The organism is Pseudomonas sp. MDV22-iso1, from assembly GCF_058145095.1.
Genome location: NZ_JBYVMF010000006.1, coordinates 66,550 through 88,585 on the forward strand (window position 1 = coordinate 66,550; position 22,036 = coordinate 88,585).

Below are 22,036 nucleotides of genomic sequence, written 5' to 3' on the forward strand. Positions count from 1 at the left end.
TTGTGGGGGCCGGCTTGCTGGCGAATCGTCCATAAGGGCCTCATCGCCAGCAGGCCGGCTCCCACAGGGAAATGCATTCCAATTGTGGGGGCCGGCTTGCTGGCGAATCGTCCATAAGGGCCTCATCGCCAGCAGGCTGGCTCCCACAGGGAAATGCATTCCAATTGTGAGGGCCAGCTTGCTGGCGAATCGTCCATAAGGGCCTCATCGCCAGCAGGCTGGTTCCCACAGGGAAATGCATTCCAATTGTGGGAGCCAGCCTGCTGGCGATGAACGATAACGCGGTCTACCCAACCACCGCGTCAGATCCAGCCACTGCTCTGCATCGCCTTGTACACCGCGACAATCGCCAGGATGAAAAACGCCGACGCCGCCAGGCGACGGATCAGGGTCAACGGCAGTTTGTCCGCCGCAAAGTTACCCGCCAGAACCACCGGTACGTTGGCAATCAACATGCCCAGGGTGGTGCCGATGATCACCAGCCACAATTCCGGGTATTGCGCCGCGAGCATCACGGTAGCGACTTGGGTCTTGTCGCCCATCTCGGCGAGGAAGAACGCGATCAGCGTGGTCAGGAACGGCCCGAATTTACGCGCGGTACTGGCTTCGTCGTCATCCATCTTGTCCGGCACCAGGGTCCACAACGCCGTCGCGGCGAAGCTCACGGCAAGGATCCAGTGCAGCATCGAATTCGAGAAGAAACCACCGACCCAGGCGCCCACCGCGCCGGCCGCCGCATGGTTGGCCAGGGTTGCGGCAACGATGCCGGCGATGATCGGCCAGGGTTTGCGAAAGCGGGCAGCGAGAATGAGCGCGAGCAGTTGCGTCTTGTCGCCGATTTCGGCCAAGGCAACGATTGCGGTCGGAACGAGTAGAGAATCCAGCATCAGGGGTTTTCCTAAGGGGCGGGTCGACACGGCTATGACACGTACAGCCTTCCCGCCCCGGGTAAGGTGTTCGTGTCATAGGTCTTGTCAAACCCTGCGATCCGTCTGATGCGGACGCTTGGGTCGCATACGCCATGGTCTGAGGACCAAGTATGTTGACGTATGCCGGACGAGCATGGCGCTCGTGGGAGACTACTCCCCTAGGACGGAGCGGATTCTGCCTAGGCAAATCCGATTGGGCAAGCCTCTTTTTGAAAAGAAATTTCAGCCACGCTTGGCGCGGTAGATCCTGAAACCCTGTCCCTCAGCCTTGATCGCACAGACACCCAGATGCTCTTCGATCAAGGGTTGATACTTCAGGAAGCTATTGGCAACCAAGCGCAGTTCACCGCCGTTTTTCAGGTGTTTGGCTGCTTTTCGCAGCAAGTTCTCGGTTGCGAAGTAATCGGTGTGCACGCCGACATGGAACGGTGGATTACTCAGAATGGCACTCAGACCCATGGGGGCCGCATCGATACCGTCGCCAGTAATCACATCGGCCTCAAGGCCATTGGCAGCCAGTGTCAGACGGCTGCTCGCGGCAGCGAAGGCGTCCACGTCGAGCAAGGTGACCTGGTTGTGCGGATACCGCCGCTTGACCGCAGCCCCCAATACCCCGGCGCCGCAACCGAAGTCCAGCAAGTGGCCGCTCGGCAATTTGTCCAGATGTTCAAGCAGCAGCGCGCTACCCCGATCAAGCCGACCGTGACTGAACACGCCCGGCAGGCTGATGACTTTCAGCGGGCCTTCGGCCAGCGGCAACTCGTAAGTCTGGGCCAGGCTTTCCAAAGATTTGGCTTGTGGGGCATCGGCAACAGTGACCAGCCAAAGCTGGCAATGACGCGCGCTGTCGAGCTTGCGCGGCTTGCCAAAGGGGTTGAGTTGCTTGGCGGCGCCTTCGATGCCGCTGCGCTTTTCACCCACCAGGTACAGTTCCCGGCCGGCCAGGCGCGAGGCCAGGGCGTTGAGAATGTAGTCAGTCAGGTCCTTGGACTTGGGCAGAAACACCACCGCGGAATCGAACTCACGCTCAGGCGCTGTCACGCCAAAGTGGCTGCGCTCGGCGAAACGGGCATCGAGTGCTGCTTGATCGCCGGCGTGCCAGCACCAGCCATGGGCGCCAGGCAGGCGAGCGAGCAAATCATCGGCGGGCAAACCGGCCAGTAGCACCGAACCCTGGAATAACTCGGCCTGACGAAGCAGTACTTCACTGCGCGGATCCATAATCTGCTCCCTGAAAAAAAGTGCCGCAGTCTATCAACTGACGACCCGCAGTGCTTTACCGCTGAAGTATCCCTGCGCGTTTTCCGTCAGTTGCCCGACGATCCGCTGGCGCGCTTCGCGGCTGCCCCAGGCATTGTGCGGGGTGACAATCAGTCGAGGAATGTCCTGAGCCAGCAACGGGTTGCCGGCGGTGGGTGGCTCGACGCTCAGCACATCGGTGGCCGCGCCTCCAAGGTGACCGCCGCGCAAGGCATCGGCCAGCGCCTGCTCATCGATCAAGCCGCCGCGTGCGGTGTTGACCACGAAAGCGCCAGGTTTCATCGACGCCAGTTCGGCGGCCCCGATGAAATGGCGGGTGTGTTCATTGAGCGGGCAATGCAGCGTCAAGGCATCGATCTGGGGCAGTAGTTCAGCCAGTGGCAGCCGATCCGGCCGGGCAGGGCGCCCCGGAATCTGTCCCAGCAGCACACGCATGCCGAAAGCTTGCGCCAGTCGCGCGACCGCGCCGCCCAGTTCGCCGTGGCCCAGCAAACCGAGGGTTTTCCCTTCCAGTTCGACGATCGGATAGTCCAGCAGGCAGAACTGTTTCGCCTGCTGCCAGCGTCCTTCACTGACCGCTTTCTGATAGTCGGCCAGGCGCGTTGCCAGGTTCAACAGCAGCATGATCGTGTGTTGCGCGACCGAGGGCGTGCCGTAACCCTGGCAATTGCACACCGTGACGCCATGGGCGCGGGCGGCGGCGAGGTCGACATTGTTGGTGCCTGTGGCGGTGATCAGGATCAGCTTCAGTTCGGGACTGGCGGCGATGGCGGCGGCATCGATCAGGATTTTGTTGCTGATCGCGACCGTGGCGCCCTTGAGGCGTTCGATCACCTGGTCCGGTGTGGTCTGGGCGAACAGTTGCAAATCGCTGAAGCAGGCGCGCAACGGGCTCAGATCGAGGTCACCCAGGTCCAGGGAGGGATGGTCGAGGAAAACGGCGCGGTGAGTGTTCGTCATCAACTGTACCTTTTGTGCGGTGAACTGAAGGCGTAATCTGCCGAGCCTACCAGATGAAACAATGAGTTACTTATTAAGTGGGCCGGTGCCAAACCCGTGGCGAGGGAGCTCGCTCGCGCTGGGCTGCGAAGCAGCCCCAACACAGGCAACCGTGTTTTTTTCAGGAATACCGCATCACCTGGTTTATGACTGCTTTGCAGCCGAGCGCGAGCAAGCTCGCTCGCCACAGTTGCGAAGCTACCCTTGAGATTTTTGTTAAGCCTGCCGCCTAAGGATTTTCACATGTACTGGACAGAGTTTTTGACCGTTGCCCTAATCCATTTGCTAGCCGTGGCCAGTCCCGGCCCCGACTTTGCCGTGGTGGTGCGCGAGAGCGTGACCCATGGTCGTCGTGCCGGCACCTGGACGGCGCTGGGGGTCGGTTCGGCGATCTTCCTGCACGTGGGGTACTCGTTGCTCGGCATCGGACTGATCGTGTCGCAGTCGATTGTGCTGTTCAACGCCTTGAAGTGGGCCGCCGCCGCTTACCTGCTGTACATCGGCTTCAAGGCACTGCGTGCGCAGCCCGCCAAACCGGTTGCGGACGATCTGCACAAGGAAGTCGGCGAGCGCACTGCGCGTGGAGCGTTTACGTCGGGGTTCGTAACCAACGGCCTGAACCCGAAAGCCACGCTGTTCTTTCTGTCCCTGTTCACCGTGGTGATCAACCCGCACACGCCATTGGCGGTGCAGGCCGGTTACGGGATCTATCTCGCGGTGGCGACGGCGGTCTGGTTTTGCCTGGTGGCGATGCTGTTCAGCCAGCAACGTGTGCGCGCCGGCTTCGCTCGCATGGGCCACTGGTTTGATCGCACGATGGGGGCGGTACTGATTGCCATCGGCGTAAAACTGGCCTTCACCGAAATGCATTAACGCGCGTTCAGCGGCCGCGGCATGATCAGCTGCGGCCGTATCTGCTTTAAGTGGCGTCGACTGCGGGCGCCTGACGCTGGCGGACGTAATCCAGAAAACCTTCCATATCACTGCTGCAGAGCAGGCGAGAGGCGGTTTTGACCTCTTCCATCGGCCAGTCCCACCAGGCGGACGCCAACAGTTCATTGCGCACATCTTCCTCGAACCGCCAGCGAATGTGGCGGCAAGGGTTGCCGCCGACAATGGCATAGGGTTCGACGTCACGCGTGACGACAGCACCCGCCGCGACCACCGCGCCGTGGCCGATCGTCACGCCGGACAGGATCATCACGTTGGCGCAGATCCAGCAATCGCTGCCAATCACCACATCGCCCTTGGTCGGGCTGCAACCTGGAATGTCCCGGGCTTCATCGATCATCAGGGGGAACGGGTAGGTGCTGACCCAGTCGGTACGGTGTCCGCCGCCCAGCAAAATTTGCACACCCTCGGCGATCGATGTGTACGAGCCGACTTTCAGAATCGTATCGTCACCGAACTCCATCACATTCGGAATACCGTAAGTGCCTACGCCGATTTCATACTTGGGATAGCGCAGGCGTATTTTTTCCGGAGCCCTTTGCAGTTTTTCCAGGCGCTTGAGATGTTTTCTGGTTTTTCGTTCTTTGAGTTTTTCGAGAAATTTCATGGGCAATGCCTGGAAAGCGGAAGAAGTTTGGACGCGTGAATATCTGTCAGTGATGCAGCATCAAGCGTTTCAAACGTCTGAAGCTGGTTCGATTCAAATGTCGCCACGGAATGGAACGCAGCAGCTTCCAGGCTTCTTTCTTGTCTTCGATCACGGCGTATTTGAGGGCTTTGTTCACCAACTGCGTACGCCCGCTCTGATAGCCCGGATGGCTCAGGTACGGTGCGATGGCTTCAAGGTCCGCCTGCAGCAATACCTTGTACTTTCTCGACAGGTTGTTTGGGTGGCGGCGATAGCGGGTCACGCACACCGGCAGTTCATGGATCTCGTAACCCAGGCGTGCAATGCGCAAGGTCATCTGGAAGTCCTGTACGCGCAGGTTGGGCGCATAGAAGCCGGCATTGCGCATAGCACTCATGCGGTAGAGCGCAGTCGGGGCGCCGATCACCACGGCGCGACTGAGAATCTGATCGAAGGTGTAAACACGGATCTGATCGCGCTGCTGCTGCTTGAGGGTTTTGCCTTCGCTGTCCATATAGATAATCAGCGCGCCGACGCAACCGACATTCGGGTGCTTGTCGAGGTACTCGGCGCGGACTTTCAAGGACTGCGGCAGCATGATGTCGTCCAGATCTGGCGTCGACACATATTCACCCTTGGCGTAGCGCAAACCATGGTTGAGTGCCGCACTCACACCCTGGTTAGCCTGGGTGTACAGCTGAAAGTCATAGGTGTTCTGCAATTGCTTGAGCATTGCGATGCTGTTGTCGCTGGACCCGTCGTCCACGATGATGACTTCGAAGTTCGGGTATTCCTGGCCGAAGATGCTCTTTATGGCTTCTTCCAGGTATTTTTCCGCGTTGTAACAAGGCGCCACGATGGAAATCAGGGGCGCTTGTATCTTGGAATGGTCCAGAGGGGCGATCACTTCAGTGCTCATTGTTCTATGCAATACCGATGGCAATTGGCAAGGCAGGCGTTATGGCAAGTGCCTGACTGTGAAGAGGGGGCGGTGTTTCGGTCAATAGTTATAAGTCTACCGGTATGCTCGTTACATCGATAATGGTACGTAGGTCTCACGAACGATGCTGCATCCATTACAAGGTTTTACACGGCAAACAGCGAAAATTCCCGGAAACCCGTCTCGATAGTGGCGCAAAGCTAGCATTTTACACGGGCGCCGAATCATTCCTTCGGCTGATTTGGCACTCGTGCAACGGCATTAGAGTGCTTGCTTTCAGCCACGACCGTGCAGTCAGGAAAAGGGATTCTTATGTTGCAGACTCGCGTTATCCCCCCAGCCGAAGGCGCTTACCAATACCCGCTGCTGATCAAACGGCTGCTGATGTCGGGTGCTCGCTACGAGAAGACCCGCGAGATCGTATACCGTGATCAGTTGCGTTACAGCTACCCAACCCTGATCGAAAGAGTTGCGCGGCTCGCCAATGTGCTGACGGAGGCCGGTGTTAAAGCGGGCGATACCGTGGCGGTGATGGACTGGGACAGCCATCGCTATCTGGAGTGCATGTTCGCCATCCCGATGATCGGTGCGGTGATCCACACCATTAACGTGCGCCTGTCACCGGAACAGATTCTATACACCATGAATCACGCCGAGGACCGATTCGTATTGGTCAACAGCGAGTTCGTAGGGCTTTACAACGCGATTGCCGGTCACCTGACCACCGTCGATAAAACCCTGCTGCTGACCGATTTGCCGGAGAAAACCGCTGACCTGCCGAACCTTGTCGGTGAGTACGAGCAGCTATTGGCAGACGCGAGCCCGCAGTACGACTTCCAGGACTTTGACGAAAACTCGGTCGCCACCACGTTCTATACCACCGGTACCACCGGCAACCCCAAAGGCGTGTACTTCACCCACCGGCAACTGGTGCTGCACACCATGGGCGTGTCGACGATCATGGGCGCCATCGACAGCGTGCGTCTCTTGGGCACCAACGATGTGTACATGCCGATTACCCCGATGTTCCACGTTCACGCCTGGGGCTTGCCGTATGTCGCGACCATGCTCGGGCTGAAGCAGGTTTATCCCGGTCGCTATGACCCTGAGTACCTGGTGGAGCTGTGGCGCAAGGAAAAGGTTACCTTTTCCCACTGTGTGCCGACCATTCTGCAAATGGTCCTCAATGCCAAGGCCGCGCAGAACACCGACTTCGGGGGCTGGAAAATCGTCATTGGTGGCAGCGCGCTGAACCGTGCCTTGTACGAAGCGGCCAAAGCCAAGGGCATCCAGCTGACCGCCGCCTATGGCATGTCGGAAACCGGTCCGCTGGTGTCGTGCGCTCACCTCAACGACGAGCTGATGGCGGGCTCGGAAGACGAACGCACCACTTATCGCATCAAGGCCGGTGTCCCAGGGCCCTTGGTGGAAGCGGCGATTGTCGACACTGACGGTAACTTCCTGCCCGCTGATGGCGAGACCCAAGGCGAACTGGTGCTGCGCGCGCCGTGGCTCACCGAGGGCTATTTCAACGAACCGCAAAAGGGCAAAGAGCTGTGGGCCGGTGGCTGGCTGCATACCGGTGACGTCGCGACCCTGGACAGCATGGGCGTGATCGACATTCGCGATCGCATCAAGGACGTGATCAAGACCGGTGGCGAATGGATTTCCTCCCTGGACCTCGAAGACCTGATCAGCCGCCACGTAGCGGTACGCGAAGTAGCAGTGGTCGGCATCGCCGATCCGCAGTGGGGCGAACGTCCTTTTGCGTTGCTGGTGATCCGCGAGGGCCACATTATCGGGGCCAAGGAACTCAAGGAACACCTCAAGCCGTTCGTGGAACTGGGGCACCTGAGCAAGTGGGCCATCCCGAGCCAGATCGCCCTTGTTACTGAAATTCCCAAGACCAGCGTCGGCAAACTCGACAAGAAAAAAATTCGCATCGACATCACCGAGTGGCAAGCCAACAACAGCACCTTCCTCTCGACGCTTTAAGCATTTCTGGCGTGCCCGAAAAGGCACGCCAGCCCCACCAAGCAAGCGCTTGGCTTGTGAAATCTGAATTTTCAGCCATTCTTCCCGTGCCGACAGTTGTCGGACTGGCGAAAGGACTGTTCCAGAGTGGCTGGCAGCTGCAAATCACACTTTAGAGGGATCAAGCTCTACTACCTGCTGGCTATAGTCCGCTCAAGGATTTTTAAGAACGGAGCACACGCACAAACGGGGCGATGCACCTTGGGAATGACTTCGGGACACCTTGGTTTCCGGTCATCCACAGCGTTTTTAAAAGTACTCACTGCCATAACAATAATGCACATGGAGTAGCGTCGATGACATCAGTAAACCAGTTCTGGCGCCGGGCGAAATTGCCGCTGGCGGTCAGTCTTGCTTCTACGCTCGCCGGGCCCGCATTCGGCGTCAGTTTCAACATTGGTGAAATCGAAGGTCAGTTCGACTCTTCTCTCTCCCTGGGTATGAGCGTCTCCACCCAGTCGCCGAACAAGAACCTCATTGGTGTCAACAACGGCGGTCACGGCCTGTCCCAGACCTCCGACGACGGTCACTTGAACTTCAAGAGCGGCCAGGCCTTCTCGAAGATCTTCAAAGGCATCCATGACCTTGAGCTGAAATACGGCGATACCGGTGTTTTCGTACGGGGCAAATACTGGTACGACTTCGCGCTGCAGAACGAAGACCTGGAGTTCAAGAACGTCAGCAACGACAACCGCAAGGAAGGCGCCAAGTCTTCCGGTGGCCAGATTCTCGACGCCTTCATCTACCACAACTACGCCATTGCCGATCAGCCGGGTTCCGTCCGCCTGGGCAAGCAGGTTGTGAGCTGGGGTGAAAGTACGTTCATCGGTGGCGGTATCAACTCGATCAACCCGATCGACGTTTCCGCATTCCGTCGTCCCGGTGCCGAGATCAAGGAAGGCCTGATCCCGGTCAACATGTTCTACGTCTCGCAGAGCCTCACCGAAAACCTTTCGGGCGAAGCGTTCTACCAGCTGGAATGGGACCAGACCGTCGTCGACAACTGCGGCACGTTCTTCTCTCAGCCAGACATCGTTGCTGATGGTTGCGACAACAACTTGCGCGTGCTGAACAAGCGTTCGCAGATTCCAGCCATCGCCCTGGGTCCATTGGCCGGCGCGGGTGTCGATGTCAACGATGAAGGGGTTCTGGTTCGTCGCGGTCCGGATCGCGATGCTCGGGACAGCGGCCAGTGGGGCGCGTCCTTGAAGTACATGTTCGACCCGCTGGACACCGAGTTCGGTGCCTACTTCATGAACTACCACAGCCGTGCGCCGATCTTCAGCGCCACGGGTGCGCCGCAGTCGGTCTACAACACGGCAGCGGGTCTGCCTGGGCCATTCGCCGCACTCGCACCACTGCTGGTGGCCGGCAACTCGCAATACTTCATCGAATACCCGGAAGACATTCGCCTCTACGGCCTGAGCTTCTCCACCACCCTGCCTACCGGTACGGCGTGGAGCGGTGAGATCAGCTACCGTCCGAACGCACCGGTGCAGCTCAACTCCACCGACATCCTGTTCGCCGGTGTTCGTCCTCTGGGCGGTGCGCTGACCAACGCTTCGCTGCTCTCGGCATCACCGGGTTCGGACCTGCACGGTTATCGCCGCAAGGAAGTGACCCAGTTCCAGACCACCCTGACGCACTTCTTCGATCAGGTCATGGGCGCCAGCCGTCTGACCGTGGTCGGTGAAGTCGGCGTGACCCACGTCGGTGGCCTGGAAAGCACCTCCGATGTGCGTTACGGCCGTGATCCGGTCTACGGTCCAGGTGAGCTGCCAGCCACTGGCGGCGTCGATACCTGCGCCAACATCCTCAACGCCAGCACCATCAACGGTGCAGGTCCTGGTTCACCACAGAACAACCGCAGCCGCAATTGCGACAACGAAGGCTTCACCACGGCAACCTCATGGGGCTACCGCGGTCGCGCCATCTGGGAATACAACGACGTGTTTGCCGGTGTGAACCTCAAACCGAACGTGGCCTGGTCCCACGACGTAAGCGGTTACTCCCCTGGCCCTGGCGGCAACTTCGAGGAAGGTCGCAAAGCGGTCAGCCTGGGCGTCGATGCCGAGTACCAGAACACCTACACCGCGAGCCTGGCCTACACCAACTTCTTCGACGGCAAGTACACCACTGTGGACGACCGCGACTTTGTTGCACTCAGCGTCGGCGTGAACTTCTAAGCACTGTATTTTCAGGACGAACACACATATGAAAATAACAAAGAGTCTGTTCCAAGCCGGTGTTCTGGGACTTTCGCTGTTGGCGACCAGTGTGATGGCCGCCGTCCCTGCCGCCGAAGCGGACAAGCTGGGCAAGAGCCTGACGCCAATGGGCGCTGAAATGGCGGGCAATGCCGACGGGTCGATCCCGGCCTGGAAGCCACTGCCGAAAAACGCGGGGACCGTGGACAGCAAAGGCTTCCTGTCCAACCCGTTCGCCAGTGAGAAACCGCTGTTCACCATCACGGCGAAGAACGTCGACCAGTACAAGGACAAGCTTGCTCCGGGCCAATACGCGATGTTCAAGCGTTATCCGGAAACCTTCATCATGCCGGTCTACACCTCCCATCGCGGCTCGACCGTGCCGGATGAAGTGTTCGCGTCCATCAAGAAAAACGCCACCAACACCAAGCTGGTATCCGGCGGCAACGGTCTTGAAAACTTCGAAACCGCCGTGCCATTCCCGATTCCGAAGACCGGCGTCGAAGTCATCTGGAACCACATCACCCGGTATCGCGGCGGTAGCGTGACTCGCCTCGTTACCCAGGCGACGCCTCAGCCGAACGGCTCTTTCAGCCTGGTGTACTTCCAGGATCAGTTCGTGTTCCGCGACAAGATGAAGGATTACGATCCAGCGAACCCGGGCAACATCCTGTTCTACTTCAAGCAGAAAGTGACCGCGCCGGCGCGTCTGGCCGGTGGCGTGCTGCTGGTGCACGAAACCCTCGACCAGGTTAAAGAACCGCGCTCGGCGTGGGTCTACAACGCCGGTCAGCGTCGTGTGCGTCGTGCGCCGCAAGTGTCCTATGACGGGCCGGGTACTGCTGCCGATGGCCTGCGTACCTCCGACAACCTCGACATGTTCAACGGTGCGCCGGATCGTTACGACTGGAAACTTGAAGGCAAGAAGGAGATGTACATCGCCTCCGACAGCTACAAGATCGACTCGCCGACGCTCAAGTACGCCGACATCATCAAGGCTGGCCACATCAATCAGGACCTGACGCGTTACGAGTTGCGCCGGGTCTGGCATGTGGTCGCGACCCTGAAGGAAGGTCAGCGTCATATCTACGCCAAACGTGATTTCTACATCGACGAAGACACCTGGCAAGCAGCGGTCATCGATCACTACGACGGTCGCGGTCAGCTGTGGCGTGTGGCCGAGGCGCATGCCGAGACTACTACGACAAGCAAGTGCCGTGGTACGCCCTGGAAGTGCTGTATGACCTGCAATCGGGCCGTTATCTGGCACTGGGCATGAAGAACGAAGAAAAATCGGCATATGACTTCGGTTTCACCGCCACCACCAGCGACTTCACGCCAGCCGCATTGCGTCAGGACGGTGTTCGCTAAGGACTGAGCAGAGGCTGCACCCTCTAGAAACGCCCCGACTGGTTCGGGGCGTTTTTTTTTGTGTGTTCATTAAGGTAATGCTGCCGATGCCGATGCCGATGCCAATGCCAATGCCAATGCCGATGCCAATGCCAATGCCAATGCCGATGCCAATGCCGGTGTAGCAGCTGCCGAGCCTGCGAGGCTGCGTTCGACTGCGCAGCAGTCGCCGAATCTCAAATCGAACGCAGCCTCGCAGGCTCGGCAGCTGCTACAGGGGCAACGTGACTCCCCCAAAGTCGAAACGCTTTGTAGCCTTTTTGTAGTCATTTGTTGCAATAACCTTCATTCCCTCTGCGTTTACCGCTAGTCTGCGGACATCTGCAATGCCGCCATCAGCAATTCAAACAAGAGCCGGCCATGACTGATCTGTCCCCTATCCCGGGCCCTGCAAGCGTTGCCGTCGCGGCACTGGACGGACGTTTTTTCCGCCCCCCGTTGCCCGATGGCCATGTGCTTCGACCTCGTCTTTGCGAGCGCCTGAGTGCAGGTCTCGGTGGCAGGCTGTTGCTGGTCAGTGCGCCGGCAGGGTTTGGCAAGAGTTCGCTGGCGGTGGAATTCTGCCAGGGGCTACCGGCTCACTGGCAAAGCCTCTGGCTCGGATTGAGCCAGCGTGACAGTGATCCTGGCCGCTTTCTGGAACGACTGCTCGAAGGCCTTCAAGACTATTTCCCGAAACTCGGTAGCCAGTCACTGGGGCTGCTGAAAATGCGTCAGCGGCATCAACCGTTTGCCTTCGAAGAATGGCTGGACGGTTTGCTCGATGAGTTGGCCGTGCACTTGTTACCGACGGCGCCGTTGCTTCTCGTGCTGGACGATTACCATTTGGCCCAAGGGCCGGTGCTTGATCGTTGTCTGCAATTTTTCCTCAATCATCTTCCTGATGGCCTGCTCGTGATGGTCACCAGTCGGCAGCGTCCGGACTGGCATCTGGCGCGCCTCCGGTTGTCGCGGCAACTGCTCGAACTGCACGAACAGGACTTGCGCCTGACCCACGATGAAGCGCTGACGCTCCTCGATCGGCACAGCACGTCCTTGCGTGGCGAAGCGCTGGAGAACCTGATCCAGCGCAGTGAAGGCTGGGTTGCCGGGCTGCGATTCTGGCTGCTGGCCGCTTCGGAAGCGGGTACCGAGGGTGAATTACCCCAGTCCCTGCACGGCGGGGAAGGGTTGATCCGCGACTACTTGCTCGAAGAAGTCATCGATTGCCTGCCCGCCGAAGTGCAGTCATTCCTGTACGACACCGCACCACAAGAACGTTTTTGCAGCGAGCTGTGCGACGCCGTTCGCGAAGCCCATGACAGCGCCGAAATATTGCGTTTTCTGCTGGCCCATCAAGTGTTCCTGGTGCCGCTGGACGAGCACGGCCATTGGTACCGCTACCACCATTTGTTTTCCGATCTCTTGCGTACTCGCCCGACCGCACAGGTGATCGTGCCCGCCGCAAGCCTGCATCTGCGCGCCTGTCGCTGGTTCAACGCACAGGGCTTGCTGGATGAGGCCGTGGAGCAGGCGTTGCGCGCCGGGCATCTGGACGTCGCGGCGAACCTGGTGCAGAACCTTTCTGAAGAACAACTCCTGGCCGAACAGAACGTCGGCATGCTGCTGCGCTGGAAAATGGACTTGCCCGACAGCCTGCTGATCAGCACCCCTCGACTGATCGTGCTGTACAGCTGGGCGCTGGGGCTGGCCTGCCAACTGGACGCCGCCGAGGAGCTGGCCAGTCACCTGAGTCGCTTCCTGCCGGCCCCCTCGGCCACGGCGCAGAAATCCATGTTGGCGCAATGGCTGGCCTTGAGCGGAATCATCGCCCGTGGGCGCGGCAACCGCGAATTGACCCTGCTGTATTGCACCGAAGCGCTGGAGAGCCTTCCATCCAAGCGTTACGGCCAGCGATTGATGTGCCTGTCGACCCTGTCCAATCTGGCCATTGCCGATGGCGACCTGTGGCGCGCGCGCGGGCTGAACCGTGACTCTCTGGAGCTGGCGCAACGGGTCGGCAATCCATTGTTCGAGGCGCTGGCCCATTACGACCGCGCCCGGGTGTTGCAGGCGCGAGGTGAGATTCTTCGTGCGCTGGATGAGGTCCGGCAGGGTTTACGACGTTTGCAGGGCTTATCACCGCAACGGCTTTACGCCGTGCGCGCACGATTAACGTTGTACGAAGGGTTTCTGCTCGCCATGCGTCTGCAGCCACAGGCCGCCCGACTACGCTTGCTGGCCGGGTTGAATGAAGCCCGGGCCTGTCGCGATATCAGCGTGTTGATCGGCCATTGCGTGATTGCCAGGCTTGAAGGCAACAGCGGCGAGTTTGCCAAAGCTTTCGCTGAACTCGCCGAGGCCGAGCGGCTGATGCACATCTGGGACGTGCCGCCGATTTACTACCTGGCGATGATTACCCTGGTCAAATGCGAACTGTGGCTGGCCCAGGGACGCACGGACCTGGCTGAGGCCTGGCTGGCGCGCCTCGGCCAGACCTACAACGGCGAGCAACCCGCAGCACCCCCTGAGTTTCACCCGCAACTGCCGCTGCATATTGAATTGCAGCAGGCCCTGCTGGAAGTCATCCAGGGTCAACCGATGCTGGCCGAGGGGCGATTGAACGCCTTGCTCGAAAATGGTCAGCAGACGGGCCGGCAGATGCTCAGCGTGATGGCGCTGGTTCAGAAGACCGAGATTCTGCTGGCATCCAGCCGAGAGTCTCAGGCCCGGGATTCTTTCGCCCAGTCGCTTGAAGCGGCGAGTGGCGGTGTCCTGCAACCCTTCGAGCGTTTGTTGAGCAAACACCCCGACTGGTTGCGCGAGCAATTGCATCAACACGCAAAAAACGCCGTCACCCTCAGCTTGTCTGAACACTTGCCAGCGGTGGCTGCGCGCATCGTTATCGAGCCTTCGCACTCGTCGTGCGAACAACTCAGTACACGTGAACTCGCCGTACTCAAACTGATTGCCCAAGGCTGTTCCAACCAGGAAATCAGCGACCAGCTGTTCATCTCCCTGCACACAGTCAAAACCCACGCCAGCCATATCAACAGCAAACTCGGCGTTGAGCGCAGGACCCAGGCGGTGGCGCGGGCGAAGGAATTGGGAGTATTGAGCTAGCGCATTTCTGAGACGGCGCTAGCGAATGGCTTGATGCAAATGTGCCAAAATTGCCTATTCATGTTTGTCGAGCACGCCCGATGTCACAGATACCGACCCTGATCCGCGAAACTTTTCCTGTCGGCCCTTTGCAGTGCAACTGCACGATCATCGGCGATCCGATCACCAGAAAGGCCATCGTGGTCGATCCGGGTGGCAACCACGAACTGATCCTGGCACGCCTCGATGCCCTTGGACTGAAGGTGGTCAGCATCATTCACACCCATGCGCACCTCGATCACTTCCTGGCCTCTGGTCAGATGAAGGAGAAAACCGGCGCAACCCTGCACCTGCACAAGGAAGATCAATTTCTTTGGGACAATCTGGAGATGCAATGCCAGATGTTCGGTGTTCCCTACACCCCCGTGCCTTCGCCGGATCGCTGGTTGGCCGATGACGAAGAGCTGGCGTGTGGTTGTGGTGTCGCGCTGCACACGCCCGGCCATACGCCGGGCTCCATGAGCTTTTGGTTTTCAGAGGCCAAGCTGCTGATCGCCGGCGACACGTTGTTCCGTCGTGGGGTAGGGCGCACGGATCTGTGGGGTGGTGATCAGGCGACCATCGTGCGTTCGATCAAACAGCGTTTGTACACCCTCGACGAAGACGCAACCGTCGTTACCGGTCACGGCCCGGACACACGTTTGGGTGATGAAATGCGCGAGAACCCGTTTGTACGGGCATGACGTCCAGGCAACGGAATTTTTATCGCGGGAAATGATCAAACGCCCGCACAGGTCCAGCCCGCACAGTACGAATGCTTAAGTCCGTTGCACCACAGAATTCAAAAAATAGGAGCTCTTCATGTTCACCACGCGTCGTTTGATTATTGTCGCTACTGCCATGGCCATGCTGTCTGGTTGCGCGTCGCCTAACCCGTATGACAACCAGGGTCAGGCTGATGGCGGTTCCACGGGCATGAGCAAAACAGCCAAGTACGGCGGCCTCGGCGCTCTGGCCGGCGCGCTCGCGGGTGCTGCCATTGACCACAACAACCGTGGCAAGGGTGCGCTGATCGGCGCTGCGGTGGTCGGTGCTTCTGCTGCCGGTTACGGTTATTACGCTGATCAGCAAGAGAAGAAACTGCGTGCCAGCATGGCCAACACTGGCGTCGAAGTGCAGCGCCAGGGCGATCAGATCAAGTTGATCATGCCGGGCAACATCACGTTCGCAACCGATTCGGCGAACATCGCTTCGAGCTTCTATCAGCCGTTGAACAACCTGGCGAGCTCATTGAAAGAATTCAGCCAGAACCAGATCGAAATCGTCGGCTACACCGACAGCACCGGCAGCCGTCAGCACAACATGGACCTGTCCCAGCGTCGCGCCCAAAGCGTTGCAACCTACCTGACGTCGCAAGGTGTCAGCGGTGCCAACCTGTCAGCTCGCGGTGCCGGTCCGGATAACCCGATTGCCAGCAACGGCGACGTCAATGGGCGGGCACAGAACCGTCGCGTCGAGGTCAACCTGAAGGCGATTCCGGGTCAGCAATACGGTGGCCAGCAGCAGGGCAACGTTCAGCAATACCCTTAAACACCGCGTAACCCCTGTGGGAGTGAGCCTGCTCGCGATAGCGGTGTATCAGACGAATCCATGTCGCCTGATACACCGCTATCGCGAGCAGGCTCACTCCCACATTAGATTCCCCTCAACATTCCTAATTCGCCTCTTTCACCGCGCTGAGAAACGCGCAGGTACGCTCCTGCTGCGGGTGTTCGAAGACCTGCGTGGGCGTCCCTTGTTCATGAATCTGGCCCTTGTAGAAGAAGCACACCCGATCCGCGAATTCCCGGGCGAACCCCATCTGGTGCGTGACCATCAACATGGTCAGGTTGTGCTCGGTGCCGAGCTTGCGGATCACATTGAGCACTTCTCCGCATAATTCAGGGTCCAGCGCCGATGTCACCTCATCGAACAGCATGACTTTGGGCCGCATCGCCAACGCCCGGGCAATCGCCACGCGCTGTTGCTGGCCGCCGGACAGCTGCGAAGGGTAGTGCCCGAGTTTGCTGCCCAACCCCACCAGTTCCAACAAGTCCGCCGCGCGCTCCCGTGCCTCGGCGGGTTTCATGCCGAGCACCTGGACAGGCGCTTCAATGACGTTTTGCAACGCCGTCATGTGCGGGAACAGGTTGAAACTCTGGAACACCATGCCGATCTTGCCGCGCACCCGGCGTATATGCCGGTCATTGGCCGGCACCAACACACCGTTGCGATTGGGCATATGCGTCAATAGGTCATCGTCGATGCGGATCACTCCGTCGTCGATACCTTCCAGCGTCATCAAGACCCGCAACAGCGTAGATTTTCCCGAGCCACTCGGGCCGATGATCGCGACTTTTTCGCCCGGCGTGACGTCGAGGTTCAGGTGGTCGAGCACCGTGAAGTTACCGTAGCTCTTGGTGACGTCCTGGAAGCTGACGATCGGCTTGACCGATGAGGTTGCCTGCATGGCCGGGGTCTCCTGCGGGTGCAGCGAAGTCGCGTTGCCGTGCCGTGAAAAGTCGCTGGGTGTCGAAAGTGGAGAGGTCATTAGCGTAGCTCCAGGCGCACTTCAAGGCGCCGTACCAGATAAGCCAAAGCGATGCTCAGGGCGAGGAAAAACAGACCGACCATGGTGATCGGCTCCAGATAGCGGAAGTTCTCGGAGCCGATGTTCTTGGCTTGCTGCATTATTTCCACCACGGTAATCGCCGACAGCACCGGCGTGTCCTTGAGCATCGCCACCAGGTAGTTGCCCAACGGCGGCAGGATCGGCCGCAGGGCCTGGGGCAAAATGATGTTGCGATAAGCGCTGTACGGAGCGATGTTCAGCGCCGTTACCGCCTCCCACTGCGCCCGGGGTACGGCGTCGAGACCGCCGCGATATACCTCGGCGATGTAGCAGGCGTAATGCAGGCCGATACCCAGAATCCCGACTTGCATGGCGGTCATGCTGACGCCGTAGTTGGGTAGCACGTAGTAGAGGAAATACACCTGGATCAGCAGCGGCGTGCTGCGGATGAACTCGATCAACCCTGTGGTCGGCCACGACAACCAAACCCTGCGGCTGCGTCGGCCGATGGCCAGGAACAGACCCAGCACGATGGCGATCAGAAAGCCTATCAGGGTGATGCCTACGGTGTTGAGCGACGCGCGCAGCAAGTCCGGGAGGATTTGCCAGGCGTAGGTCCAGTCGAACAATGTCATGACAGACCTCCCCGCATCCGTCCGCGAGCCAGTCGGCGCTCAAGCGCACGCATGCCCAGGTTGATGGCTTGCGCCATGACGAAATACATCACCAGCGCCAGGCTGAAGATTTCCAGCGTCTGGAAGGTGGCCTGATCCAGTTGCCGAGCCCGGAAGCTCAGGTCGGACAACGTGATCAGCGAGACCAGTGACGTGTTTTTCAGCAGCTCGATCAGCAGGTTGGTACCCGGCGGGATAGCCGCCAGCAGCGCCTGGGGCAGGATGATTCGCCGGAAGCGCTTGTAACCACTGAAGTTGAGCGCCGTCGAGGCTTCATATTGGCCCTTGGGCACCGAGCTGATCGCCCCGCGCATCACTTCGGCCCCATAGGCGCCGATGTGCAGTCCGAGGCCGACGATGGCCACGCTGTAGGAGCTCAATTCGATGTTGAACGGCGGCAGCGGCAGTACAAAAAACAGCCAGAACAGCTGCACGAGCAATGACGTGCCGCGAAACACTTCAATGTAGGCAACGGAAAACCAGCTCAGCGGCCGCCATGGCGACATGCGCCCGAGGGCCGCGAGGATGGCCGCGACAATCGCCAGTATCGAACCGAAGAAGGTCACCTGGAGCGTGACCCAGGCGCCTTGAATCAATAGCGGAAGTAATTCACCCATGGTTTAAACCTGGCCATCCGGATTAAGCAGGGAAAAAGGCATCGCGCCGTGGCGCCATGCCTGTTTCGACTATTGAGCGCAGAGCTCGGCAGCCGTTTTGCTTGTCACGTTGGACTTGTCGAACCCGAAAGGGGCAACCGCCTTCAGGTGCTCTTCGGAGCCCAGCCACTTTTTCAGCTCAGCGTTGACCGCATCACGCAGGTCTTTATCTTCCGGGCGGAAGGCGAGGGCGCCGTAGCCGATATGCGAGGGGTCATCCTTGAATTCGGTGACCGCTTCGACTTTCTCGCCCCCCTTGCTGGCCAGACCTTTCATGGTCAACTGAGTGCCCACGGCGGCATCGGCACGCCCGGCGCGCACGGCCTGCAGCTGAGCGGTCGTGTCGGGCACCTGAAGAATCTGCGAGTCTTTCACACCGGAATCCCGGGCATACGCCAGGTTCACCGTGCCGGCCATGATCGCCAGTTTCACGTCAGGGTTTTTGGCGATGTCTTCATAGCTGTGCAGGTTTTTTGGATTGCCTTTAGCCGTCAGCAGAGCGTCCGGCAGCTGATATTGCGGGTCGGTGAACAGCACCTGCTTACATCGTGCGGGCGTGATGTACATGCCTGCCGCAATCACATCGAACCGACCGGCGCGCAGGCCCGGGATCAATGAACCCCACTCGGTCAAAACGCCATCGACTTTTTTGATGCCCATTTTGGCAAAGATTATTTTGGCGATTTCCGGCGACTCACCGGTGACGCTGCCGTCAGTCTCGGTAAAAGCGAACGGGGTTTCGTTGGCATAGCCGACGCGAATGCTGCTGTTCTGTTTGACGGTTTCCAGCGTGCTGGCGGCGTGAGCGCTGGCGGCCAGGCCGAACATCGCGCAAGCCACGAACAGGCGACGCAAAGCGTGAGGGGTACCAAAGGGGAAATTGCTCATCGATAAAATCTCCTGTTTCTTGTGGACCCGTCGTCGACGGCTCTGTGGTAGGAGGCAGTGTTACAAGAGCAAAGCGTACAAGGGCCGATTCCATTGATTGGGACACTGCACCGGTACAGATCGATTGATTTTATTGTGGGGGCTTGAGGACAGCCCGTGCATCGACCTTGAACCGAGCATACAAAAGCCCTGCGCATCATTGCATTGCACTAGGACAATTGCTTTGCATGGATTCTCGCGGGATGCTGTCCCGACGAGCACAGACGCGGGTTTGAACGCTGATGGACAAGTGGAAAGCAGCATTGGAAATGGCCCGCAGTGGCGAGTCCAAATACAAGATCCTGGTGCAGGCGATCGCCGACGACATCGAACAGGGTGTCCTGGCCAACGATCAGCGCCTGCCCCCTCAGCGGCACGTGGCCGATGCCATGGGGATCAGCGTGCAGACAGTCACCAATGCCTATAAAGAACTCGAGCGCCAGGGCCTGGTCCGTTGCGAGGTCGGGCGCGGTAGTTTTGTGTCGCGGCGCATGAGTGATCGGGTGGCCACGTATATTCTCGACAGCCCTGAACGGGCACTGGTGGATTTTTCCATCACGCGGATCATGCACACCCGCGAGCATGATTTGTTCTGGCGCGAGACCTGCCGCGAGCTCAGCACCGAAGAAGATCAGCCGTGGATTCACGCGTTCCGCCCGATCGCCGGTTTCGAATCGCACCGCGAAGCGGCCATGCACTGGATCGGGCGCCAGGGACTGAAAGTCGAGCGCGATGACATCCTGATCACCAACGGCGCGGCACACGGGATTTTTCTCGCTCTGGCCTCGCTGGCCGGCCCTGATGATGTGGTGCTCTGCGAAGGGGTCACCGACCACGGTGTGATCGGCAACTCTCAAGTGCTGGGCTTCACCCTCAAGGGGTTGGAGATGGACCGCTATGGGATCGACCCGGAACATTTCGAAGACATGTGCAGCAACGAACGGATCACCGCGCTGGTGTGCACGCCGAACCTGAACAACCCGACCACCAGCCTGATGCCGGACAGTCGCCGGCGTGAAATCGCCGAGATCGCCCGGCGTTTCGGCGTGCACGTCATCGAAGACGATGTGTACGGCCCTTTGCTGGATGAACAGCGGGCGCCGCCGATCAGTCATTACCTGCCGGAGCTGTCGTTCTACTGCACCAGCATGACCAAGTCGGTGCTGACCGGTTTGCGCATCGGCTACCTCGTGGTGCCCAAGCGCCTGGCGTTGCGCACCGAGAGCATTCTGCGGGTGAACAGCTGGATGGCCACACCGATGGTTTCCGAGATCGCCGCTCGCTGGATTCGTGACGGTCGCGCCGACACGCTGGTGCGCTTGCAACGTAAATTATTGGCCGGGCGCCAGGCGATGATCACTGAATACCTGGAGGACTACGTGCTCGCCCAACACCCCCATGCGTTGAATGCCTGGATCGGCATCCCGCCACATTGGGAGCTCGACAGCCTGGTGCGGGCGCTGCGTCACAAGCACATTGCAGTCACGTCCCCTGACCCGTTCACTGTGCGCGGCACACCTCGTCCACGTGCCGTGCGCGTATGTGTGGGTGCCGAATGCAGCGACGAAGAAATGCGCAATGCGTTGATCGGCATGCGCGAGATTTTTGGTCAGTACCCGCAAATTCACGATTTCTAGACGGAAAAAAGATCGTAAAAAGTTTGTCGGCTAAATTGACCTAGTACATTCATTGCGACAATCCAGCCCTCTTAGACTGCGCCCAACACCTCTGTCGGGATGCGGTCATGTCAGCGCTGCAACTAAACGATATTTACCTCGCTCGCCAGCGAATCGAATCGCTGGTACGGCGTACGCCCATGGAGTATTCCCCGAGCCTTTCGCAGCAGCTGGGCGTAGCGGTGTACCTCAAGCTCGAGTCCCTGCAGATCACCGGCAGTTTCAAATTACGCGGCGCGAGCAATGCCGTGGCGCAACTCAGCGCCGAGCAAAAAGCCTGCGGTGTCGTGGCGGCGTCGACCGGCAATCATGGTCGCGCACTGGCGTATGCCGCTTCCCGGCAAGGCGTGAAGGCGACCATTTGTTTGTCGCATCTCGTGCCGGCGAACAAGGTCCAGGCCATTCGTGATCTCGGGGCGCAGGTGTGCATCGTTGGCCAGTCCCAGAACGATGCCCAGCGCGAAGCCGAACGGATGGCCGGCGCAGAGGGCGCGACGTTGCTGCCGCCTTTTGATCATCCGTCCATCATCGCGGGGCAGGGCACCCTCGGGCTGGAAATCCTCGAACAGCAACCGGACGTGGCGCAGATCCTGGTGCCTTTATCCGGTGGCGGTCTGTTTGCCGGCGTGGCACTGGCCCTTAAAAGCGCCAACCCGCGGATCGTGACCCACGGCATCAGCATGCAGCGCGGCGCGGCCATGCACGCCAGTCTCGCGGCCGGACTCCCGGTGGAAGTTGAAGAGCTGCCGACCCTGGCCGACTCGCTCGGCGGCGGCATCGGTCTGGACAACCGTTACACGTTCGACATGACCCGCGAACGTTGCGATCACCTGCACCTGCTCAGCGAAGCCTCTATCGCCAACGCCATCCGCCATGCCTATCGCGAAGAACGTCTGGTGCTGGAAGGCGCTGCGGCAGTCGGTATCGCCGCGCTGCTCGATGGCCTGATCGAACCGCGTGGACCAATCGTGGTGGTGGTCAGCGGGCGCAACGTCGACATCGATCAGCACCTGCGTGTCCTCGCCGGTGCCGATGCCTGAACCCAAACAATAA

17 protein-coding genes, 1 pseudogene and 1 riboswitch are annotated in these 22,036 nt (G+C 59.4%); of the genes and pseudogenes, 9 read left to right on the top strand and 9 right to left on the bottom strand.

Annotation, left to right across the window (positions count from 1 at the left end; translation table 11 throughout):
• Nucleotides 1-302 precede the first annotated feature (302 nt).
• From AC3ZVB_RS09625 to AC3ZVB_RS09635, 3 genes are all read right to left on the bottom strand, one after another.
• Nucleotides 303-887, bottom strand: a complete 585-nt coding sequence (locus tag AC3ZVB_RS09625; protein ID WP_162437188.1) for a TMEM165/GDT1 family protein — start codon at nucleotides 885-887, stop codon at nucleotides 303-305.
• 89 nt (nucleotides 888-976) lie between these two features.
• A riboswitch (yybP-ykoY riboswitch) is annotated at nucleotides 977-1,101 on the bottom strand.
• A 50-nt stretch (nucleotides 1,102-1,151) separates the two neighbouring features.
• Nucleotides 1,152-2,150 (bottom strand): methyltransferase, encoded by a 999-nt coding sequence (locus AC3ZVB_RS09630; RefSeq protein WP_162437189.1) that lies wholly within the window; start codon nucleotides 2,148-2,150, stop codon nucleotides 1,152-1,154.
• Between the two features lie 33 nt (nucleotides 2,151-2,183).
• Entirely contained in the window at nucleotides 2,184-3,149 is a 966-nt protein-coding gene (locus tag AC3ZVB_RS09635) for a 2-hydroxyacid dehydrogenase (protein WP_162437190.1), read from the bottom strand.
• 282 nt (nucleotides 3,150-3,431) lie between these two features.
• On the opposite strand from AC3ZVB_RS09635, the gene AC3ZVB_RS09640 reads away from it, so the two are divergent.
• Nucleotides 3,432-4,061 (top strand): LysE family translocator, encoded by a 630-nt coding sequence (locus AC3ZVB_RS09640; RefSeq protein ID WP_162437191.1) that lies wholly within the window; start codon nucleotides 3,432-3,434, stop codon nucleotides 4,059-4,061.
• Between the two features lie 46 nt (nucleotides 4,062-4,107).
• Here AC3ZVB_RS09640 and AC3ZVB_RS09645 read toward each other — a convergent pair whose 3' ends face one another.
• Both AC3ZVB_RS09645 and AC3ZVB_RS09650 read right to left on the bottom strand, forming a co-directional pair.
• Nucleotides 4,108-4,746, bottom strand: coding sequence for a CatB-related O-acetyltransferase (locus AC3ZVB_RS09645; protein ID WP_490146383.1), 639 nt, complete (start codon nucleotides 4,744-4,746; stop codon nucleotides 4,108-4,110).
• A 46-nt stretch (nucleotides 4,747-4,792) separates the two neighbouring features.
• Nucleotides 4,793-5,686, bottom strand: a complete 894-nt coding sequence (locus AC3ZVB_RS09650; protein ID WP_194692720.1) for a glycosyltransferase family 2 protein — start codon at nucleotides 5,684-5,686, stop codon at nucleotides 4,793-4,795.
• Nucleotides 5,687-6,019: 333 nt separating this feature from the next.
• Between AC3ZVB_RS09650 and AC3ZVB_RS09655 the strand changes: the two genes are divergently transcribed.
• From AC3ZVB_RS09655 to AC3ZVB_RS09680, 6 genes and pseudogenes are all read left to right on the top strand, one after another.
• The gene (locus AC3ZVB_RS09655; RefSeq protein ID WP_194692719.1) at nucleotides 6,020-7,702 is read left to right on the top strand and encodes a fatty acid--CoA ligase; all 1,683 of its coding nucleotides are present in this window, start codon (nucleotides 6,020-6,022) and stop codon (nucleotides 7,700-7,702) included.
• A gap of 335 nt (nucleotides 7,703-8,037) precedes the next feature.
• Nucleotides 8,038-9,927, top strand: coding sequence for a DUF1302 domain-containing protein (locus AC3ZVB_RS09660; RefSeq protein WP_162437195.1), 1,890 nt, complete (start codon nucleotides 8,038-8,040; stop codon nucleotides 9,925-9,927).
• Between the two features lie 28 nt (nucleotides 9,928-9,955).
• A pseudogene (locus tag AC3ZVB_RS09665) lies at nucleotides 9,956-11,319 on the top strand (DUF1329 domain-containing protein).
• A 399-nt stretch (nucleotides 11,320-11,718) separates the two neighbouring features.
• On the top strand, nucleotides 11,719-14,460 hold the full coding sequence (locus AC3ZVB_RS09670; RefSeq protein WP_490146384.1) for a winged helix-turn-helix domain-containing protein: 2,742 nt from the start codon (nucleotides 11,719-11,721) through the stop codon (nucleotides 14,458-14,460).
• A gap of 80 nt (nucleotides 14,461-14,540) precedes the next feature.
• Nucleotides 14,541-15,182, top strand: a complete 642-nt coding sequence (locus AC3ZVB_RS09675; protein ID WP_490146385.1) for an MBL fold metallo-hydrolase — start codon at nucleotides 14,541-14,543, stop codon at nucleotides 15,180-15,182.
• A gap of 118 nt (nucleotides 15,183-15,300) precedes the next feature.
• Complete coding sequence (locus tag AC3ZVB_RS09680) at nucleotides 15,301-16,029, top strand: YiaD family glycine zipper/OmpA-like lipoprotein (RefSeq protein WP_162437200.1); 729 nt, start codon at nucleotides 15,301-15,303, stop codon at nucleotides 16,027-16,029.
• A gap of 124 nt (nucleotides 16,030-16,153) precedes the next feature.
• On the opposite strand, the gene ehuA is transcribed toward AC3ZVB_RS09680, so the two are convergent.
• The 4 genes from ehuA to ehuB all read right to left on the bottom strand — a co-directional run bounded on the left by ehuA (nucleotide 16,154) and on the right by ehuB (nucleotide 19,268).
• The gene (gene ehuA, locus AC3ZVB_RS09685) at nucleotides 16,154-16,948 is read right to left on the bottom strand and encodes an ectoine/hydroxyectoine ABC transporter ATP-binding protein EhuA (protein ID WP_162437268.1); all 795 of its coding nucleotides are present in this window, start codon (nucleotides 16,946-16,948) and stop codon (nucleotides 16,154-16,156) included.
• Between the two features lie 80 nt (nucleotides 16,949-17,028).
• Complete coding sequence (ehuD, locus tag AC3ZVB_RS09690) at nucleotides 17,029-17,685, bottom strand: ectoine/hydroxyectoine ABC transporter permease subunit EhuD (protein WP_162437201.1); 657 nt, start codon at nucleotides 17,683-17,685, stop codon at nucleotides 17,029-17,031.
• On the bottom strand, nucleotides 17,682-18,341 hold the full coding sequence (ehuC, locus tag AC3ZVB_RS09695; protein WP_490146386.1) for an ectoine/hydroxyectoine ABC transporter permease subunit EhuC: 660 nt from the start codon (nucleotides 18,339-18,341) through the stop codon (nucleotides 17,682-17,684). The genes ehuD and ehuC overlap by 4 nt, the downstream gene beginning before the upstream one ends.
• 69 nt (nucleotides 18,342-18,410) lie before the next feature.
• Nucleotides 18,411-19,268, bottom strand: a complete 858-nt coding sequence (gene ehuB, locus AC3ZVB_RS09700) for an ectoine/hydroxyectoine ABC transporter substrate-binding protein EhuB (RefSeq protein WP_162437203.1) — start codon at nucleotides 19,266-19,268, stop codon at nucleotides 18,411-18,413.
• Nucleotides 19,269-19,549: 281 nt separating this feature from the next.
• Between ehuB and ehuR the strand changes: the two genes are divergently transcribed.
• Both ehuR and eutB read left to right on the top strand, forming a co-directional pair.
• On the top strand, nucleotides 19,550-20,944 hold the full coding sequence (gene ehuR / locus AC3ZVB_RS09705) for a MocR-like ectoine utilization transcription factor EhuR (protein WP_194692716.1): 1,395 nt from the start codon (nucleotides 19,550-19,552) through the stop codon (nucleotides 20,942-20,944).
• Nucleotides 20,945-21,051: 107 nt separating this feature from the next.
• Nucleotides 21,052-22,023 carry a hydroxyectoine utilization dehydratase EutB gene (gene eutB, locus AC3ZVB_RS09710; RefSeq protein WP_490146387.1) on the top strand — a complete coding sequence of 324 codons (972 nt, stop codon included), beginning with the start codon at nucleotides 21,052-21,054 and terminating at the stop codon, nucleotides 22,021-22,023.
• Nucleotides 22,024-22,036 lie beyond the last annotated feature (13 nt).

Excerpts from the sequence above, each read along its gene's own strand:
- AC3ZVB_RS09625 (WP_162437188.1), bottom strand. The coding sequence starts at position 887 with ATGCTGGATTCTCTACTCGTTCCGACCGCAATCGTTGCCTTGGCCGAA.
- AC3ZVB_RS09630 (WP_162437189.1), bottom strand. The coding sequence starts at position 2,150 with ATGGATCCGCGCAGTGAAGTACTGCTTCGTCAGGCCGAGTTATTCCAG.
- AC3ZVB_RS09635 (WP_162437190.1), bottom strand. The coding sequence starts at position 3,149 with ATGACGAACACTCACCGCGCCGTTTTCCTCGACCATCCCTCCCTGGAC.
- AC3ZVB_RS09640 (WP_162437191.1), top strand. The coding sequence starts at position 3,432 with ATGTACTGGACAGAGTTTTTGACCGTTGCCCTAATCCATTTGCTAGCC.
- AC3ZVB_RS09645 (WP_490146383.1), bottom strand. The coding sequence starts at position 4,746 with ATGAAATTTCTCGAAAAACTCAAAGAACGAAAAACCAGAAAACATCTC.
- AC3ZVB_RS09650 (WP_194692720.1), bottom strand. The coding sequence starts at position 5,686 with ATGAGCACTGAAGTGATCGCCCCTCTGGACCATTCCAAGATACAAGCG.
- AC3ZVB_RS09655 (WP_194692719.1), top strand. The coding sequence starts at position 6,020 with ATGTTGCAGACTCGCGTTATCCCCCCAGCCGAAGGCGCTTACCAATAC.
- AC3ZVB_RS09660 (WP_162437195.1), top strand. The coding sequence starts at position 8,038 with ATGACATCAGTAAACCAGTTCTGGCGCCGGGCGAAATTGCCGCTGGCG.
- AC3ZVB_RS09670 (WP_490146384.1), top strand. The coding sequence starts at position 11,719 with ATGACTGATCTGTCCCCTATCCCGGGCCCTGCAAGCGTTGCCGTCGCG.
- AC3ZVB_RS09675 (WP_490146385.1), top strand. The coding sequence starts at position 14,541 with ATGTCACAGATACCGACCCTGATCCGCGAAACTTTTCCTGTCGGCCCT.
- AC3ZVB_RS09680 (WP_162437200.1), top strand. The coding sequence starts at position 15,301 with ATGTTCACCACGCGTCGTTTGATTATTGTCGCTACTGCCATGGCCATG.
- ehuA (WP_162437268.1), bottom strand. The coding sequence starts at position 16,948 with ATGCAGGCAACCTCATCGGTCAAGCCGATCGTCAGCTTCCAGGACGTC.
- ehuD (WP_162437201.1), bottom strand. The coding sequence starts at position 17,685 with ATGACATTGTTCGACTGGACCTACGCCTGGCAAATCCTCCCGGACTTG.
- ehuC (WP_490146386.1), bottom strand. The coding sequence starts at position 18,341 with ATGGGTGAATTACTTCCGCTATTGATTCAAGGCGCCTGGGTCACGCTC.
- ehuB (WP_162437203.1), bottom strand. The coding sequence starts at position 19,268 with ATGAGCAATTTCCCCTTTGGTACCCCTCACGCTTTGCGTCGCCTGTTC.
- ehuR (WP_194692716.1), top strand. The coding sequence starts at position 19,550 with ATGGACAAGTGGAAAGCAGCATTGGAAATGGCCCGCAGTGGCGAGTCC.
- eutB (WP_490146387.1), top strand. The coding sequence starts at position 21,052 with ATGTCAGCGCTGCAACTAAACGATATTTACCTCGCTCGCCAGCGAATC.